Consider the following 16161-nt stretch of genomic DNA (forward strand, 5'->3'; position numbering starts at 1 on the left):
TACACCAAACTCTTCTTTTTTCATATATTATATATCAGCAAAAATAAGGAGGCTGTATTTATGAGAAAAGGTAAGAAAATGGCTGCTGCTGCGCTGGCTGTCCTGTTGGCAGTGACAGCAGTGCCGGCAGGAATTTGCGCAGGAGAGAAGGAAGAAAAGGAATTGACGAAGGTCACCTTAAACGAGGTGGCACATTCTATTTTTTATGCTCCGCAGTATGTGGCGATCGAGGAAGGATATTTTGCGGAGGAAGGGCTTGACCTGGAGCTGGTAACAGGGTTTGGAGCAGACAAAACTCTTACAGCAGTGCTGTCCGGCGAGGCGGATATCGGATTCATGGGTGCTGAGGCATCTATCTACGCTTACCAGGAGGGCGCAAATGACCCGGTGGTAAACTTTGCACAGCTTACCCAGCGCGCCGGGAACTTCCTGGTAGCCCGGGAGGAAATGCCCACCTTTACCTGGAATGACCTGAAGGGCAGCAAAGTGCTTGGAGGTCGAAAGGGTGGTATGCCGGAAATGGTATTTGAGTATATCCTAAAGGAAAACAGCATTGACCCGGAAAAGGATCTGGAAATCGACCAGAGCATTGATTTTGGTTCCACGGCGGCAGCATTTTCAGGCGGGTTAGGGGACTTCAGCGTGGAGTTTGAACCGTCAGCCACCGCCCTTGAAAAAGAAGGAGCAGGCTACGTAGTGGCATCCCTGGGCGTGGATTCCGGCTATGTGCCTTACACCTCCTACAGTGCGAAAACCAGCTTCATGGAGGAAAATCCGGAGGTTATCCAGAGCTTTACAAACGCGCTCCAGAAAGGAATGGAATATGTCCAGTCACACACACCGGAGGAAATCGCAGAGGTGATCGCCCCGCAGTTTGCGGAGACAGACCTGGATACCATTACCGCTATCGTAAAGCGTTATTACGAGCAGGACACCTGGAAGGAAAATCTGGTGTTTGAAAAGGACAGCTTTGAGCTTCTGCAGGATATTCTGGAGAGTGCAGGGGAGCTTTCCGCACGGGTGGATTACGGTGATCTGGTGACAAGAGAGTACGCTGAAAAGGCGGCGGAGTAAAACGAAAAAGAGGTAAATCCCGGCATATTATCCCGGGGGAAATTAAAAACGGGTGCAGCGGCTGTTTTTCAGCCTTCTGCACCCGTTTTAAAGGGTACCTGAGCAGCAGTTAAAAAACATGAGGAAAAGTTTCTTTATGTTCAATTGTGTGAACCGCCATATTCTGTTATGCTGAAAGTGACCCGGACAGACAGTATTTTCTGCCGGGGAATGCAGAGGCCGATGCAATTCTATTATTATAAAATGGAGGACTGAGCATGAAGATTGGTGAAGTGATCAGAAAATACAGGAAAGAAAAGGGGCTGACCCAGGAAGAGCTTGCCGGCCGCCTCGGAGTGACGGCGCCTGCTGTAAATAAATGGGAAAACGGAAATGCCTGCCCAGATATCGGGCTGCTGGCGCCTCTGGCACGGCTTCTGGGAATTACTACCGACACATTACTGTCCTATAAGGAGGACTTAAATGCCCAGGAGATCAAGCATATCCTGGTGACCATTGGGGAAAAGGCAAAAAGCGAGGGCTATGGCAGCGCCTTTCAATGGGCGGAAGCGCAGATACGGGAATATCCCAATTGTACCAGCCTGATCCTTCTGTGCGCCCAGTCACTGGACGGATACCGGTTGTTCTATCAGCCGGAGGACGGAAATTCCTACGATGAGAAGCTTTTGGAATGGTATCTCCGCGCTATGGAAAGCAGGGATTACGGAGAGGTACAGGGGGCTGCCCAGGCACTGTATCAGTTTTACCTGAAAAAAGAAGACTACGAACAGGCCCAGAAATACCTGGACAGGCTTCCAAAGCAGGGGATAGTAAGCCCGAAGCAGATGCAGGCGAACCTGTATGTGAGACAGGGAAAAACAGAGGAAGCCTGGAAACTATATGAAGAAATCCTGTTTGCGGGATTTAATATGCTCAATGGAGCTCTTGGCGGCATCTTCTCCCTTTCTCTCAAGGAACAGGATATGGAGAAGGCGGAAAAAATCGTGGAGAAGCAGAGGGAGCTTGTCCGCATTATGGAAATGGGCAGGTATATGGGGAATATGTCTGAGATGGAACTGAAGATAGCGCAGAAGGATAAAGAAGGCGTTTTGGAGACCCTTTCACAGATAGCGGAAAGCCTGGAGGACATGTACAGCTTTCGGGAATCCTGGCTGTACTCTCATATGAAATTTAATGACACCAGCTCCGGGGAAATCGTTTTGATGCTGACAAAGGCGGTAAAAAACGACAGGGAGCTTGACTTCATCCGGGATGACCCAAGGTATGGAGTGATATTGGAGAAACTGGAAAAATTCCGATAAGATATACCGGATACGTGGCAAAAAGGCGGATCAGGCTTAAAATATGTAAAAATTACAACATATTTCTTGAAACTTTAACATTGCATTCCCGGCATTTCTGTGACATGATAAAAGGCAGGATAAAATGCGCATTTTGTGTGCCTTAGGATAACGTAAATGGCATTTTACGGACAACATGAAAACTCAGGAGGGAGACAATGATCAATAAACGAGAGTGCGGTGTACTGCTTCCCATCAGCAGCCTGCCGTCAAAATATGGGATCGGGTGTTTTTCCAAAAGCGCCTATGAATTTGTGGACCAGCTTAAAGCTGCAGGGCAGGGCTGTTGGCAGATATTGCCCCTTGGTCCCACAAGCTATGGGGATTCCCCCTATCAGTCCTTTTCCACTTTTGCGGGAAATCCTTATTTTATCAGCCTGGAGGATCTGATCGAGGAAGGGGTTCTGACAGAAGAAGAGTGCGATGCCGTTGATTTCGGAATAAAAGAGGATGACATTGATTACGAAAAGCTTTACAAGGGCCGCTATCAGCTTCTTCGCAAGGCATATGAGAGAAGTGAGATTTCCCAGAATCCGGATTTCGTAAAATTTCAGCAGGAGCAGGCTCATTGGCTGAAGGATTATGCCTTGTTTATGGCTGTGAAGGACCGTTTTGAGGGTGTGCCGTGGAGCAAGTGGGCTGAGGATATCCGTCTGCGGTGGCAGAACGCTCTGGATTACTACAGAAGAGAGCTTTACTTTGAGATTGAATTCCAGGAATATATGCAGTTTAAATTCTATGAGCAGTGGGCAAAGCTGAAAGCATACGCAAACAGCAAAAGCATCAGAATTATCGGAGATATCCCCATCTATGTGGCAATGGACAGCGCAGATGCCTGGGCAAATCCCTGGCTTTTCAAGCTGGATGAGAACAACCAGCCTACACAGGTTGCCGGCTGCCCGCCTGACGGCTTTTCCGCAACAGGCCAGCTCTGGGGCAATCCGCTTTATAACTGGGAGGTACATAGAAATTCAGGCTTTGAGTGGTGGATCAAGCGTCTGGCACACTGCTTTAATATGTATGACATTGTGCGGATCGATCATTTCCGGGGCTTTGACGAGTATTATGCCATCCCCTTTGGCGATAAGACCGCAGAAAGAGGCTGGTGGGAAAAAGGGCCCGGCATGGATCTTTTCCGTACCATTTCCTGGAGCCTGGGAGAAAAGGACATCATTGCAGAGGATCTGGGCTTTATGACAGATACGGTAAAGCGTCTGGTAGACGAGAGCGGCTATCCGAATATGAAGGTTATCGAGTTCGCTTTTGACGAGAGAGATACAGGAAATGCCAGTGATTATCTTCCGCACAACTATCCTCAGAATTGTGTGGTTTACACAGGAACCCATGACAATGAAACACTTCTTGGATGGTTCGGGGACATCACGCCGGAAGAAAGAAAAATGGTCCGGGATTATCTTGGAAACTTCCATGATGATGAAAAAGGAATCTGCAAAGCATTGATCCGCCTTGTGATGGGAAGCGTTGCTAACCTGTGTATCATTCCTATTCAGGATTACCTGGTATTGGACAATTCCGCCCGAATTAATCAGCCCTCCACTTTGGGCAAAAACTGGAAGTGGCGTCTGAAGGAAGGTCAGTTTTCAGAGAAGCTTCAGGAGGAGATGCTGACCTTAGCAACCAGATATGGACGGAGAAACTGGAATTAAGAGTTCAAAGGAAATACGAAAAAAGACCGGATGCGTATCCGGCCTTTTTTATGGCACAGAACTAGTCAGAAAAAGACGATATAGCGCAGAAAAAGAAATTCACAAGCCCGGAAAGAACAAATAGGAAATGAGATTAAAAAAAGATATATCGCTAACAAGGCGTATCTGGAAAAAGCTGCGGATACCCTGGAAAAGGCTGAGTTGGATGACGACAAGATGCTGGGAAAATTTATGGAATTTATCAGCGGCGGGATGATAGAGGAGGCACAGCTTCTGTTTCCGGGAGATCAGCTTTTGACGAAAGCAGGGGAAAGGCTGGATATATCAGACAGGATTTCATTTCAGGAAGAAGAGAAAAAGGGTGTTTGTCTTTCCGGGTGTATGGAAGATCCGCTGAATGCGGACAGGAAGATTCTGCGGATTCAGATACCGATCGTACAGGACGGAGAAACAAAGGCGCTGCTGTGGGGAATTATGGACCTGGCAGATTTTCCGGAAATGTTTACCATACGGGGCTACGGAGATGAGATGGAGCTTTATGTAGTGGAAGGAACCACCGGAAACTTCCTTATGGATACCTGGCATGATGAGCTGACTAATATGGATGCGCTGGGAGACAGAAAGGCGGAAAAAGGATACAGCAAGGAACAGATAATTGTTGATTTTAGTGAAGGCAGGGAAGGAACCACCGTATTTTTTTCCAAAAAGGCAGGCGAATATTTCTATTCCTACTATTGTCCCATCGGAGTAGAAGACTGGATGGTCATGATAACCGTGGCGGAGAGCGTTGCATTTGCCCATGCAGAGAAAATGCATAAGCTTCAGATGTGGACGATGGCCTTGATGATGGCTGTATTCGCTGTTTATGGAATCTGGATTCTGTCAGATGTAAGAAGAGAAAAGGTGGCTGATGAGAAAAGGCTTAGAAGAGTCCAGTTTCTTCTGGAGGTGGAGAAGCAGCTATTCAGTGCATTCATAGAACCGGAACATTTTATTGATGGTCTGAAGGTGATTGCGGATTATGCAGCTTCGGAAGAGGCTTTTTTCCTTGTGGACAGCAGGGAAGAGAACGGCGGGTGCAGAGTGCTGAGCAGCAAAGCTGATGAGCGGATGCCGGATGATGAGATGAGAGAGCTTTTTACGGGATTGCTTTCTATGCTCAGGGAGAAAGAAAGTCTGCTCGTTTACGATATGGGGCTATTGATAAAAGAATTCCCCGATGAAACAAAAATACTTTCCCGGTATGGCATACATAATATGATGCTAGTGCCAGTGAAAAGACTGAATGGAGAGACTGCAGGTGTGCTGGGGGGTTTATAATATGGCATACCATTGGGAGGACGCAAAGCTGCTGGAGCAGCTTTCTATTACCTTTTCCATGACGCTTGGTTACTATGAGAATTATCAGAATCTGCTCAGACTGGGAAATGAGGACAGCCTGACGGGGCTGGGAAACCGCAACTGTTATCATACGGATCTGGAGGAAATAGAAAAAGCTCCGGACTGTTCTGTTGCGTGTGTGTACATGGATGCAAATGGTCTTCATGAAATTAATAACTGGCTGGGGCATCAGGCTGGCGATAAAATGCTCAGAAATGTAGCGGATGTATTAAGGAAATGCTTCAGGGAAGAGGATAAATACCGTATAGGCGGGGATGAGTTCGTAGTCCTTTGCAAGCATTCTTCGAAGGAAGAAGTTTGCAGCGCAGCAGATAGGGCACGGCTCATGATAAGAGAAATAGGGTATGAGATATCTATAGGAATAGGATGGGGTGAAAGCGGCGCAACGATCGGTCGGATCGTAAGCGATGCGGAGTCTGCAATGCAGAAGGATAAGGAGCTGTATTACAAGAAAAACGGCAGAGAGCGCCAAAGACGTATTCTGAACAGGGAATTGGAACAGATGATATCCGAAAAACGGGATATCGATGTGTTTCTGGATGTCCTGGCCCCAAGGTTTAAAGGGGTATATTTTGTAGATCTTATGAAGGATCATGTCCGTCATATCTTTATACCTGACTATTTTGAAAGAATGCTTATGGAGTCAGAGGACAAATTCAGCAAAGCAATCATGCTTTATGCGCGTGAAACGGTAGAAGAGAAGTATTGGGCTTTGTTTGATGATGTTTGTGACTTTGAACGACTGGAAAGAAGGCTGACCAGAGAACAGGATACGGAATTTACTTACCGGAAGAAAAATGGTGTTCAGATGAAGCTGGTAATCCTGAAATTCCAGGGCGATGAAGAAATGAAACGGGAGACACTCTGGATTTTTACCGAATTGGATCTGGAAAAGCTGCCAGGTGAAAAACAGGAAATATAGCCATATGAAAAAGTACGATATAAAAGATTTACATCCTTCGGGGGTATTTAGAAAGAGTGGGTGGAAACTGGGACTTTTGCTGCTGGTTACAATGGGAATTCTGGTAATTTCTATCCGGAATGTGGTGAACCTGCAGTTGGTTCTGGATGAGAGTACCATTATTTATATAAGCGAAATCGCAAGTCGGATGGCAAATACCATCAGCGATACCATTGAATCTAAAAAGACAGATATGGTAAATCTTGCAGATTCTATAGGAAGAACAGAAGCCTTTTTTGACCGGGAGGAAACGGCGGATTTTATGGGCAGAAAGGCTTCGCTTTTGGGTTTTGATGCCATAGTTCTGCTGCACAGCCAGGGAAATTATATACAATCCTCCGGTTCAGATGAAATATTGAAAGCGGATGTGCAGAATATTTGGGATATGGAGACTGTGCAAAGTGCTTTTGACGGGGAAGTGGGCATTGCTTATGTAGAGGATCAGGATCTGTATTATTCGGCACCTGTTTGGGAAGGAGAAGAGATTGGAGCTGTCTTGGTGGGTGTTCGCAGCAAAGAGAATATGCAGTCCATTATCGCGTCAAAATGCTTTGACGGGAAAGCTCTCAATTGCCTGGTAGATAGTAAGGGAAATCTGCTTTTGGACTCTGAGGATATGAGGCCTTTTGAACAGTTGGAGGAAATTTTTGAGGTCGGTTCAGAAGAAGTGAAGCAGAACATTGTGGAAATGCGGAAAAATATTGCTATGGGTGAGAACGGTGTTTTTGAGTTTACTTCCATAGATAATAGTGAGAACTATCTTTTCTATAATGCCCTGCATGTGAACGATTGGGTGATCATGACGATTGCACCGGTCAATCTGATCACAGCTGGTTCTGACCGGTATATTGTGCGGTTCTTTGCACTGACTGGCGGTATTTTTGTGGCTCTGGCCGTATTCTGGTTTCTTCTGTACTGGATATATGATTCCAGCCGTAAGAAACTGATAGAAATTGCTTTTACGGATCCGCTTACAGGGGGGATGAACGGTAAGGCATTCCAGCTCAGATATGAGGAGGCGGCTGAAAATCAGAATATGAAGGGATATGCCATTGTCCTGCTGGATGTGAGAAATTTTAAGCTTGTGAATGAAAATTTCGGTATTACAGCGGGCAATCAGACGCTGCAATATATTTATCAGGTGTTTCAGCGGCATATGAGAGCAGGAGAATGCGAGTTTGCGGCAAGAAGCGAAACCGACCATTTTTTCCTGTGCATCAAAGAGAGCGACGGGAAAGAGATACGAAGCAGGCTCAGGAAAATAGTTGAGGATATCAATGCGTTTCGCGGTACGGACGGTCCTCATTATCAGCTTTCCTTCTGGAAGGGAGCGTGCCTTGTAGATAATGGGGATTTGGATATTATTACCCTGCAGGACAGAGCAAGGGTGGCAGCCCGTCAGGGTGAACGTGCCATGGATCAGGAATGCGCATTTTACGATGAGAGAATTACGGAGAAGATCAAAAAGGAACAAGAGCTGAACGAGCTGTTTGAGGAGTCCTTTGAAAACCATGATTTTCTGGTATATCTCCAGCCTAAAGTGGGGCTGAAAGACGGAAGGCTGACAGGAGCGGAAGCGCTGATCCGATGGAAGCATCCAAAGAAGGGGATGATATTCCCGCCTGACTTTATTCCTCTTTTTGAGAATAACGGAAAGATTTGCCGCTTGGATGTTTATGTATTCGAGGAAACGTGTAAGCTGCTGAGCAGATGGAAAAAGGAGGGAAAGGAGTTAGTTCCTGTGTCTGTTAATCTCTCCAGAAAGCACTTCTATGATCCGAATTTTCTGGAAGAATTTGATATGATTTTGAAACAATATGATATTCCGTATGATATGATTGAGTTTGAGCTTACGGAATCCATTTTCCTGGATGATGCCCAGCTGGAAGCAGTGAAAAAAGGAATTGAGGAGATGCACAGGTTGGGATTTTGCTGTTCTCTGGATGATTTTGGTTCCGGCTTTTCTTCTTTGGGTCTGCTGAAAGAATTTGATGTGGATACCTTGAAGATGGATCGGAGCTTCTTCCTGGATATTTCAAGCGAAAAGGCAAGAGATGTGATCACATGCGTGGTGGAACTCGCCAAAAAGCTGCATGTAAAGACAGTTGCAGAGGGAATTGAAATGCCGGAGCAGTTGGAGTATCTGCGTTCGATCCAGTGTGATGAAGTACAGGGTTATATTTTTTCACCGCCGCTTCCGGTTGAAGAGTTCGAGCAGTGGGAAGAGCAGCATTGGCAAAAAGCATAATGAAAACCGCAACGATGGATGTTGTATATAGGGATTGAATTTTTGGTGTCCTGTTGTATAATAAAGGAAGAAAGTACGCAAGATAATACGCAAGTATATGGAGGCCTTTTTATGGGAGATTATAAACCGCCTTTTACGATTACAAATGAGATATTATCGTACGTGTCATCCATTTCAGAAAAGATTGGACACATTACGGCAACCAGTAATCTGGAAGCAAAGCCACACCTGAGAAAAAACAATCGTATTAAGTCTATCCATTCCTCCTTAAAAATTGAAGCAAATTCGCTCTCTTTGGGACAGGTTAGGGATGTGATCAATGGCAAGACTGTGTTGGGTGAGCAGAAAGAAATCCAGGAAGTAAAAAATGCTTATACCGCTTATGAGCGATTCCCTGAAATAAATCCATATAGCATCAAAGACTTAAAGCAGTTCCATGGCATAATGACAAAATATGTTGTGGAGGAATCCGGTGACTTTCGTCAAGGTGAAGAAGGCGTATTCAACGGTGACCAGTGCATTTTTATGGCACCACCTGCACGACTTGTTCCGCAGTTAATGGATAAGCTTTTTGATTGGATGAAAGAAGCTCAAGGCAGCGTTCACCCTTTGATTCTGAGCAGCGTATTTCATTATGAATTTGTCTTTATCCATCCGTTTTCAGATGGTAATGGCAGAATGGCAAGATTGTGGCATAGTGCTATTCTTTCTAAATGGAAATCAGTATTTGAATATATTCCAATTGAGAGCCAGATTGAGAAGTTTCAGGACGAATACTATGATGCGATTGCCAAGTGCCATGTGGATGGAGCATCAACAATTTTCATCGAGTTTATGCTGTCACAAATTGATAAGGTTTTGGATGATATTTCTGTTCAAATCAGTGAAGATAATGAACAGCTTTCGGAATACATTAAAAACTTGCTTGAGGTCATGGAATACGATATTCCGTATACAAGTAAGTCACTTATGGAAAAACTGGGCCTGAAATCAAAAGAGGGATTTCGGAGAAATTATCTGCGTCCGGCAGTAGATATGAATCTTATTCGCATGACGATTCCTGATAAGCCTAATAGCAGAAATCAGAGATATGTTAAAGTTTGATCACGAGTGAAAAGCTGAACGATCACATACTATATGTGGTGTTCAGCTTTTTTGTATAATGCAAAAAATAATTTATAAATAGAAAATATAATATATAAAAGTAAAATATAATTGACATTTTTGCGTGGGAGACATATAATGAACTCAGAAAAGAGAGATGCAGATACCGGAGGTGGTGTATGAAGAATCTTAGAATGAAGCTGGCGCGGATGGAAATGGATATTTCCCAGACTGAGCTGGCGAAAAGAGTTGGAGTCACCCGGCAGACCATCGGCATGATTGAAGCAGGAGACTATAATCCTTCGTTAAAACTATGTGTAGCCATATGCAGGGAGCTGGGAAAAACATTAAACGATCTGTTTTGGGAGGAGGATGGGAAATGATGAAAAATAAACTGGATGAACGGCAAAATCAAATCGTTGATAAAGTGGGAAAGATAAGCTTTCTTGTTATGTTCGGAGTATGTGTGGCTGTGATCATCGGACAAATGTTCTGGAATGGTTCCATTGAGAATGTTGCAGGAGAAACGGTGATTTTCGCAGCAGGAGGTATCACATATCTGGCAGGCTCCATCAAAAATGGTATCTGGAGCAGTCGAAACAGAAAAATGTCCGTAGGACAGAACTTGCTGGGAAGCGTGATATGCGCAGGAATCTTTTCTATCCTTTACGCAGCATTGATAAGCGGGAAAACAACGGACACCGGAGCCGTGATGAGATATACGGCATTCTTTTTCATCGGGATTACAGTCCTGAGCTTTCTGTGCCTTTATATTCTTGGAAAGATCACAGAGGCGCAGAACAGAAAACAAGAAGAAAAATATTTGGAATGAGGTGAGCGTATGAGTGAAAATAATATGACAAAGCTGGTATCAGCGGGAAGCTATTCAGAGGCAGAGCAGATCATAGAAATGCTGAGGCAAAACGGAATCGCAGCAATGCGCAAAGGAACCATTATGGATGTTTATTCCAGCAATTCCATCATGGGAGAGGACATTTTCGTGGCATCGAAACAGGAGAAGGCAGCGAGAGAGCTGCTGGAAGATTTCCAGCCCATTAAAACCGGCAGCAGCCGGGAAAAACGGAAAATGTCCAAGAATCAGACCATCTTTATCTGGGTCTTGCTGGCAATCATCATTTTCCTGTGTATCGTGCTTCCCATCCTGGTTCTGTAGAAGCGCGCCGGCTGTAAAAACTGATTATTCGGAGAACAGATATGAAAATATTTATTGCGGAAGATGATAAAAACATTGCAGAAGGACTTCGGTATTCCCTTATGAGTGAGGGATACCAGGTCTGTGTCTGCCCGGACAAAAAGGAATCCCTGGAACAACTGGCAAAGGAAAGCTTTGACCTTTATCTTTTGGATCTTGCACTGCCTGATGGCAGCGGCTATGAGCTTTGCGAATACATTAAAAGCCATCAGGAGGCGCCTGTGCTGTTCCTGACAGCCTGCGATGATGAGGTGAATGTGGTGAGAGGGCTGGACATGGGTGCGGATGATTACATCACAAAGCCCTTCCGGATCCGGGAGCTGATCAGCCGCATGAAGTCCGCCCTGCGCCATTACAAAAAAGAAAACGCAGGAGACCTGCTCACCATAGGAAGCATTACCATCAATGTGAAGCAGGCGAAGGTATTTCAGGATTCCAGGGAGATCCCTCTGACAGCCATGGAATACCGTCTGCTTCTTGCATTCGCGAATCATCCCGGCCAGGTGCTCAGCAGAAATCAGCTTCTGGAGGGGATCTGGGATGTGGACGGCAGCTTTATCAATGATAATACATTATCCGTCTATATCCGGCGCCTGCGGGAAAAACTGGAACCGGAGGGAAAGGGTTCTTCTGTGATTGAAACCGTGAGGGGGCTTGGTTATCGGATGGGCGGTGCTTATGATAAAAAATAAGGAATTCGGAAAAGCAATGGCGCTGTGGTGCATCATAGCACTGACAGCAATTTTTATACTGTGGTGGATCGAGCCTGCAGCCGGGGTGGTATCGGCAGGCTTTTTTGTGTTTCTCATAGCAGTTTTTTTCCTGTTTACAAAAAAGCGCTACCAAAGCATTTCAGAGCTGTCCGAATATCTGATGTCCGTATACTCCGGGCAGCCCTGCATGGATGTCCGTGACAACAGGGAAGGGGAGCTTAGTATCCTGAAAAATGATATCTATAAGGTGACGCTCACTCTTTCGGAGCAGTCAGCGCTTTTGAAAAAGGACAAGCAGTATCTGGCGGATACCATGTCAAATATTTCCCATCAGCTAAAAACACCTCTGACATCCATGTTTGTTATGACGGATCTGCTGAATGATCCCAATCTGCCGGGGGAGCAGAGAGAGAAGTTTCTGAATACCATTATGAACCAGTTAAACAGGATTGAGTGGCTTGTCTCTTCTCTTTTAAAGCTGTCCAAAATAGATGCGCAGGCAGTCACTTTTAAGAAAGAGTGTATTAAAGGAGAGGAATTGATCAGCCAGGCAGTGGAATCGCTGCGGATCCCGGCTGAGCTGAAAAACCAGACCCTGGAGATTTCCTGTCCGCCGGATATCACCATTCAGACAGATTGCAACTGGACGGCGGAGGCACTGCTGAATATTATAAAAAACTGTGTGGAGCACACAAAAGAAGGGGGCCTGATACGGATTGTCTGTATGGATAGTCCCATTCACACAAAAATCCTCGTCTCAGATAATGGGGAAGGAATCATGGAGGAAGATCTGCCGCATATTTTTGAGCGGTTTTACAAGGGAAAAAACGCCGGTCAGGACAGCGTGGGAATCGGTCTTGCCATGTCAAAGACCATACTGCAGGAGCAGCAGGCGGATGTACGGGTACAGAGTATTCCGGGAGAGGGGACTTCCTTTACCGTTGCATTTTATAAGAAGGTGGTATGATGCCAATACTTAAGTGACAATTTTGTAATCTTTTCTGTCACTCTGCAGTCATGTAGGACAGGTATAGTAGAAGCATAGAAAAGCAAAGGAGGATTTTCATGGAAATCTTAAAAGTAGAACACCTGTCAAAAGTGTACGGCAAAGGTGACGCCGCTGTAAAAGCTCTGGATGATGTATCTTTTACTGTGGAAAAAGGAGAATTTGTAGCGATCATCGGACCCTCCGGCTCAGGAAAATCCACGCTTCTCCATATCCTGGGCGGGGTGGATACCCCGACCTCCGGAAGGGTATATGTGGACAATACAGATATTTATGCTATGAACGAGACAGCGCTGGCAATCTTCAGGCGGCGCCAGATCGGGCTGATCTACCAGTTTTATAATTTGCTTCCTGTTCTGGATGTAAAAGAAAATATTACGCTTCCGCTGCTTCTGGATGGAAGAAAGGTAAACGAACAGCATTTCGGATACATTGTAAAGCGCCTGGGTCTGGAAAAGCGGTTAAAGCATCTGCCAAATCAGCTCTCGGGAGGGCAGCAGCAGAGAGTATCCATTGGCAGGGCATTGATGAACAATCCTGCCATTATCCTGGCGGATGAGCCGACCGGAAATCTGGACAGCAAAAACAGTGGGGAGATCATTGGGCTGTTAAAGCAGTTTCACGAAGAGATGAACCAGACACTGATTATGATCACGCATGATGAAAGCATCGCGCTTCAGGCAGACCGTATCCTCTCTATCCAGGACGGAAAAATTTCGGGAGATGAGGTGATGGGCGGATGAATATTATCGGACATCTTACGTGGCGGCATATGAAAGAGAATAAAAGCCGTACCCTAGTCACCGTGATCGGTGCTGTCATTTCCGTGGCAATGCTGACAGCCGTATTTATCATCGGAAGCTCCTTCATGGGAATGATGAAGGAAAGTGTGACAAAGTATGCGGGAAGCTGGCAGGCAAAATTCAAAGGCGTGTCAGGAGAAGACGTTTTCAGGATCACTGAGGCTGGAGAAATCAGTCAGTCAGATGTCAGTCTTGCCCTTGGCTTTGTAAAAGTAGAGGAATTGAAGGAAGGGAGAAAGCCCTACCTTTATATTGCGGGGCATACGGATTTTTCTATGCTTCCGATGGAACTGGTCAGCGGGAGACTGCCCGAAAATGAACAGGAAATTGTCATGGATGAAAGCTTTCTGGAAAGAATGGATTCAAGATGGCAGGCAGGAGATACGGTTACCCTGGAGTATGGCAGGCGGGAGGCTATAAGCGGCGGACAGACCATTGAATGCGATCTGTATAATTATTATTCCGACGAAACCTTTGTGCCGGAAGGGCAGAATACCTATACCATAGTAGGTACTATGAATACAAGGGAAAATTCCGGACCCGGTTATTTGGCATACAGCGGGTTAAGTTCTGATGAGATAAAAGAAGACCAGACATATGAGGTCAGTGTGACTTTTGACAAAACGAATGCAAAGTTGTATGCGAAGGCTGAGAAGCTTGCATCACAAACAGGAGCGGAAATAGAATACAACAATTCCCTGCTGTTTTATTCCGGCGTGTCAAATGACAATGGATTGCTGAGGACCATGTATGGGGTAATCTGTATTATCAGCATAATTATTATCATTGCCTCCGTGTCGCTGATCCATAATGCGTTCAGCATTTCCCTGTCTGAACGGAGCCGTATGCTTGGGATGATCTCCAGTGTGGGAGCGACAAAGCAGCAAAAACGGGCCTCCGTATTTATTGAGGCAGGGATCATCGGGTGCTTTGCCATACCTGTGGGTATTTTATGCGGGATCCTGGGAATTTCCGTTACATTCCGGGTTATTGGAAACGGGGTTCAGGACATTTTCCAGAATTCAGCGCGGATGCGGCTTATTGTCCGACCGGAGGGGATTGCCGCGGCGGCGCTTCTTTCTATCTTGACTCTGTATATATCCGCGTGGCTTCCTGCAAGGCGGGCATCGGGGATTTCTCCCATTGATGCGATCCGTCAGAATCAGGATATTTCGATCAGGAGGCGGCATGTCAGAACATCCGGTGTTACCAGAAGGCTTCTGGGCTTTGAGATGGAGCTGGGCCTGAAAAACTTAAAAAGAAACAGACATCGGTATCATGTGACTGTTTTTTCCATAGCGGTGAGTGTGGTACTGTTTCTGTCAGCCTCCGCATTTTCCCTTTATATCAATAAGTCCTATGAAATGTCCCAGAAGCCTGCAAACTACGATTACAGGATCACCTGGGGATACGGGAACAGTGACGAAGAGAAAGACTTTCTGCAGAAGCTACTTTCTGTACAAAATGCGGAAATGGTCGTCGGGGCGAGATCTTATCAGGTTGCAGACATGACATTGCCTGTTGAAATGGCAACAGAGGAATTTGCCGCACGGACAGGAGAGAACGAGGGTGAGATTTATAGCTGGATCAGCTTTACAGCGCTTGACGATGCTTCCTATGAGGCATATCTGAAGGAAGCGGGGATTTCCGGTGAGACTCTTTTGCAGGAGGAAATCCCGCTGATCCTTGTGAATGAAGTTATCTTAAAAACAGGACATGATTTTGCGGATGTCAGCCTTTTAAAAGCAGAGCCGGGAACGGAGCTCACAGTAAATTTGGGAGGCGGGCTGAATGCAGTTAAGAAAGAAAGGCTCAAAGTATCGGCAGTTACAAAGGTGCGTCCGGCTTTTATGGAAACCTATACGGAGGATCTCCAGCCTGTATACTTTGTAACCAATAGTCAGGGCATGGAGAAAATACTGGAAAGAGCAGGTGTTTCCTACGAGGATGACTTATTGGATCAGACAGTTCAGTTTACGGCAAAAGATATGGATAAGCTGGAGCAGGAGATCGAAGAAATCTGTAAAGCCCACAGCAGCATTGATTGTTTTACAAACGATGTGTCTGCAGCCCGGGAAAGTATGCGGAACAGGACGATGATAATTTCCGTATTTTTGTATGGATTTACGGTTTTGATCACGCTGGTGTCCATGGCAAATATTATGAATACCATTTCGACAGGTATGGCGCTGAGAAAAAAAGAAGTTGCCATGTATTCGTCCTACGGGATGACACCGGGCGGTATCCGTAAAATGGTGTATGCGGAGGGAATCTTCTATGGAGTCAAGGCGCTGATTTTGGCGGCTCCGGTAAGCCTGGCTGTGATGTACGGAATATATCGGATGCTTTGCCGGAATTTCGATTTTGCATTTATCCTTCCCTGGGGAAGCATTGGAATTGCTGTTATAGGCGTATTCCTGATCGTGGGAATTACCATGTGGTATGCCCGGAGAAAGATGAAGGGAATGAATGTGGTGGAAGCGCTGCGGAATGAAAACTTGTAAAAACGTTGATTTTGCGGGACTTTCCTAACAGTCGAGTCGGAAAAACACCCGATTTTGTTGACTTTTCTCATTCGTTAGAATAAGCTGAATCCAGGCTTGCAAGACCAAATTGTCTTTTGGGAGACAG

At 45.7% G+C, this 16161-nt stretch carries 14 protein-coding genes; all 14 read left to right on the forward strand.

The annotated features are described in order from the left end of the window. Positions 1 to 60: 60 nt before the first annotated feature. The 14 genes from ACESZH_RS08795 to ACESZH_RS08860 all read left to right on the forward strand — a co-directional run bounded on the left by ACESZH_RS08795 (position 61) and on the right by ACESZH_RS08860 (position 16034). A complete protein-coding gene (locus ACESZH_RS08795) occupies positions 61 to 1074 on the forward strand; it encodes an ABC transporter substrate-binding protein (protein WP_373214272.1) in 1014 nt (337 codons plus the stop codon). Between the two features lie 257 nt (positions 1075 to 1331). Continuing rightward, a complete protein-coding gene (locus tag ACESZH_RS08800) occupies positions 1332 to 2375 on the forward strand; it encodes a helix-turn-helix domain-containing protein (protein WP_373214270.1) in 1044 nt (347 codons plus the stop codon). Between the two features lie 197 nt (positions 2376 to 2572). Next, the gene (malQ, locus tag ACESZH_RS08805; RefSeq protein WP_373214269.1) at positions 2573 to 4081 is read left to right on the forward strand and encodes a 4-alpha-glucanotransferase; all 1509 of its coding nucleotides are present in this window, start codon (positions 2573 to 2575) and stop codon (positions 4079 to 4081) included. A 216-nt stretch (positions 4082 to 4297) separates the two neighbouring features. Then, positions 4298 to 5401: a hypothetical protein gene (locus ACESZH_RS08810; protein WP_373219880.1), complete on the forward strand. Its 1104-nt coding sequence runs from the start codon at positions 4298 to 4300 to the stop codon at positions 5399 to 5401. Between the two features lies 1 nt (position 5402). Continuing rightward, positions 5403 to 6404, forward strand: a complete 1002-nt coding sequence (locus ACESZH_RS08815; RefSeq protein WP_373214267.1) for a GGDEF domain-containing protein — start codon at positions 5403 to 5405, stop codon at positions 6402 to 6404. A gap of 4 nt (positions 6405 to 6408) precedes the next feature. Next, on the forward strand, positions 6409 to 8691 hold the full coding sequence (locus ACESZH_RS08820) for an EAL domain-containing protein (RefSeq protein WP_373214265.1): 2283 nt from the start codon (positions 6409 to 6411) through the stop codon (positions 8689 to 8691). A gap of 111 nt (positions 8692 to 8802) precedes the next feature. After that, positions 8803 to 9795 (forward strand): Fic family protein, encoded by a 993-nt coding sequence (locus ACESZH_RS08825; protein ID WP_373214264.1) that lies wholly within the window; start codon positions 8803 to 8805, stop codon positions 9793 to 9795. A 179-nt stretch (positions 9796 to 9974) separates the two neighbouring features. Then, positions 9975 to 10178 carry a helix-turn-helix transcriptional regulator gene (locus ACESZH_RS08830; protein ID WP_373214263.1) on the forward strand — a complete coding sequence of 68 codons (204 nt, stop codon included), beginning with the start codon at positions 9975 to 9977 and terminating at the stop codon, positions 10176 to 10178. Then, entirely contained in the window at positions 10175 to 10627 is a 453-nt protein-coding gene (locus ACESZH_RS08835; protein ID WP_373214262.1) for a DUF6773 family protein, read from the forward strand. The genes ACESZH_RS08830 and ACESZH_RS08835 overlap by 4 nt, the downstream gene beginning before the upstream one ends. Before the next feature lie 9 nt (positions 10628 to 10636). After that, positions 10637 to 10969, forward strand: a complete 333-nt coding sequence (locus ACESZH_RS08840) for a putative signal transducing protein (RefSeq protein WP_373214261.1) — start codon at positions 10637 to 10639, stop codon at positions 10967 to 10969. Between the two features lie 41 nt (positions 10970 to 11010). Next, positions 11011 to 11700, forward strand: coding sequence for a response regulator transcription factor (locus tag ACESZH_RS08845; RefSeq protein WP_373214259.1), 690 nt, complete (start codon positions 11011 to 11013; stop codon positions 11698 to 11700). Further along, a complete protein-coding gene (locus ACESZH_RS08850; RefSeq protein ID WP_373214258.1) occupies positions 11687 to 12688 on the forward strand; it encodes a sensor histidine kinase in 1002 nt (333 codons plus the stop codon). Before ACESZH_RS08845 ends, ACESZH_RS08850 begins: the two co-directional genes overlap by 14 nt. Positions 12689 to 12786: 98 nt before the next feature. Next, positions 12787 to 13470: an ABC transporter ATP-binding protein gene (locus ACESZH_RS08855; RefSeq protein ID WP_373214257.1), complete on the forward strand. Its 684-nt coding sequence runs from the start codon at positions 12787 to 12789 to the stop codon at positions 13468 to 13470. Next, complete coding sequence (locus ACESZH_RS08860; RefSeq protein ID WP_373214255.1) at positions 13467 to 16034, forward strand: ABC transporter permease; 2568 nt, start codon at positions 13467 to 13469, stop codon at positions 16032 to 16034. The genes ACESZH_RS08855 and ACESZH_RS08860 overlap by 4 nt, the downstream gene beginning before the upstream one ends. The last annotated feature ends 127 nt before the right edge of the window (positions 16035 to 16161 follow it).

It is taken from the genome of Ruminococcus sp. 5_1_39BFAA (assembly GCF_964240875.1).
Classification (GTDB): domain Bacteria; phylum Bacillota; class Clostridia; order Lachnospirales; family Lachnospiraceae; genus Blautia_A.

Excerpts from the sequence above, each read along its gene's own strand:
- ACESZH_RS08795 (WP_373214272.1), top strand. The coding sequence starts at position 61 with ATGAGAAAAGGTAAGAAAATGGCTGCTGCTGCGCTGGCTGTCCTGTTG.
- ACESZH_RS08800 (WP_373214270.1), top strand. The coding sequence starts at position 1,332 with ATGAAGATTGGTGAAGTGATCAGAAAATACAGGAAAGAAAAGGGGCTG.
- malQ (WP_373214269.1), top strand. The coding sequence starts at position 2,573 with ATGATCAATAAACGAGAGTGCGGTGTACTGCTTCCCATCAGCAGCCTG.
- ACESZH_RS08810 (WP_373219880.1), top strand. The coding sequence starts at position 4,298 with ATGCTGGGAAAATTTATGGAATTTATCAGCGGCGGGATGATAGAGGAG.
- ACESZH_RS08815 (WP_373214267.1), top strand. The coding sequence starts at position 5,403 with ATGGCATACCATTGGGAGGACGCAAAGCTGCTGGAGCAGCTTTCTATT.
- ACESZH_RS08820 (WP_373214265.1), top strand. The coding sequence starts at position 6,409 with ATGAAAAAGTACGATATAAAAGATTTACATCCTTCGGGGGTATTTAGA.
- ACESZH_RS08825 (WP_373214264.1), top strand. The coding sequence starts at position 8,803 with ATGGGAGATTATAAACCGCCTTTTACGATTACAAATGAGATATTATCG.
- ACESZH_RS08830 (WP_373214263.1), top strand. The coding sequence starts at position 9,975 with ATGAAGAATCTTAGAATGAAGCTGGCGCGGATGGAAATGGATATTTCC.
- ACESZH_RS08835 (WP_373214262.1), top strand. The coding sequence starts at position 10,175 with ATGATGAAAAATAAACTGGATGAACGGCAAAATCAAATCGTTGATAAA.
- ACESZH_RS08840 (WP_373214261.1), top strand. The coding sequence starts at position 10,637 with ATGAGTGAAAATAATATGACAAAGCTGGTATCAGCGGGAAGCTATTCA.
- ACESZH_RS08845 (WP_373214259.1), top strand. The coding sequence starts at position 11,011 with ATGAAAATATTTATTGCGGAAGATGATAAAAACATTGCAGAAGGACTT.
- ACESZH_RS08850 (WP_373214258.1), top strand. The coding sequence starts at position 11,687 with ATGATAAAAAATAAGGAATTCGGAAAAGCAATGGCGCTGTGGTGCATC.
- ACESZH_RS08855 (WP_373214257.1), top strand. The coding sequence starts at position 12,787 with ATGGAAATCTTAAAAGTAGAACACCTGTCAAAAGTGTACGGCAAAGGT.
- ACESZH_RS08860 (WP_373214255.1), top strand. The coding sequence starts at position 13,467 with ATGAATATTATCGGACATCTTACGTGGCGGCATATGAAAGAGAATAAA.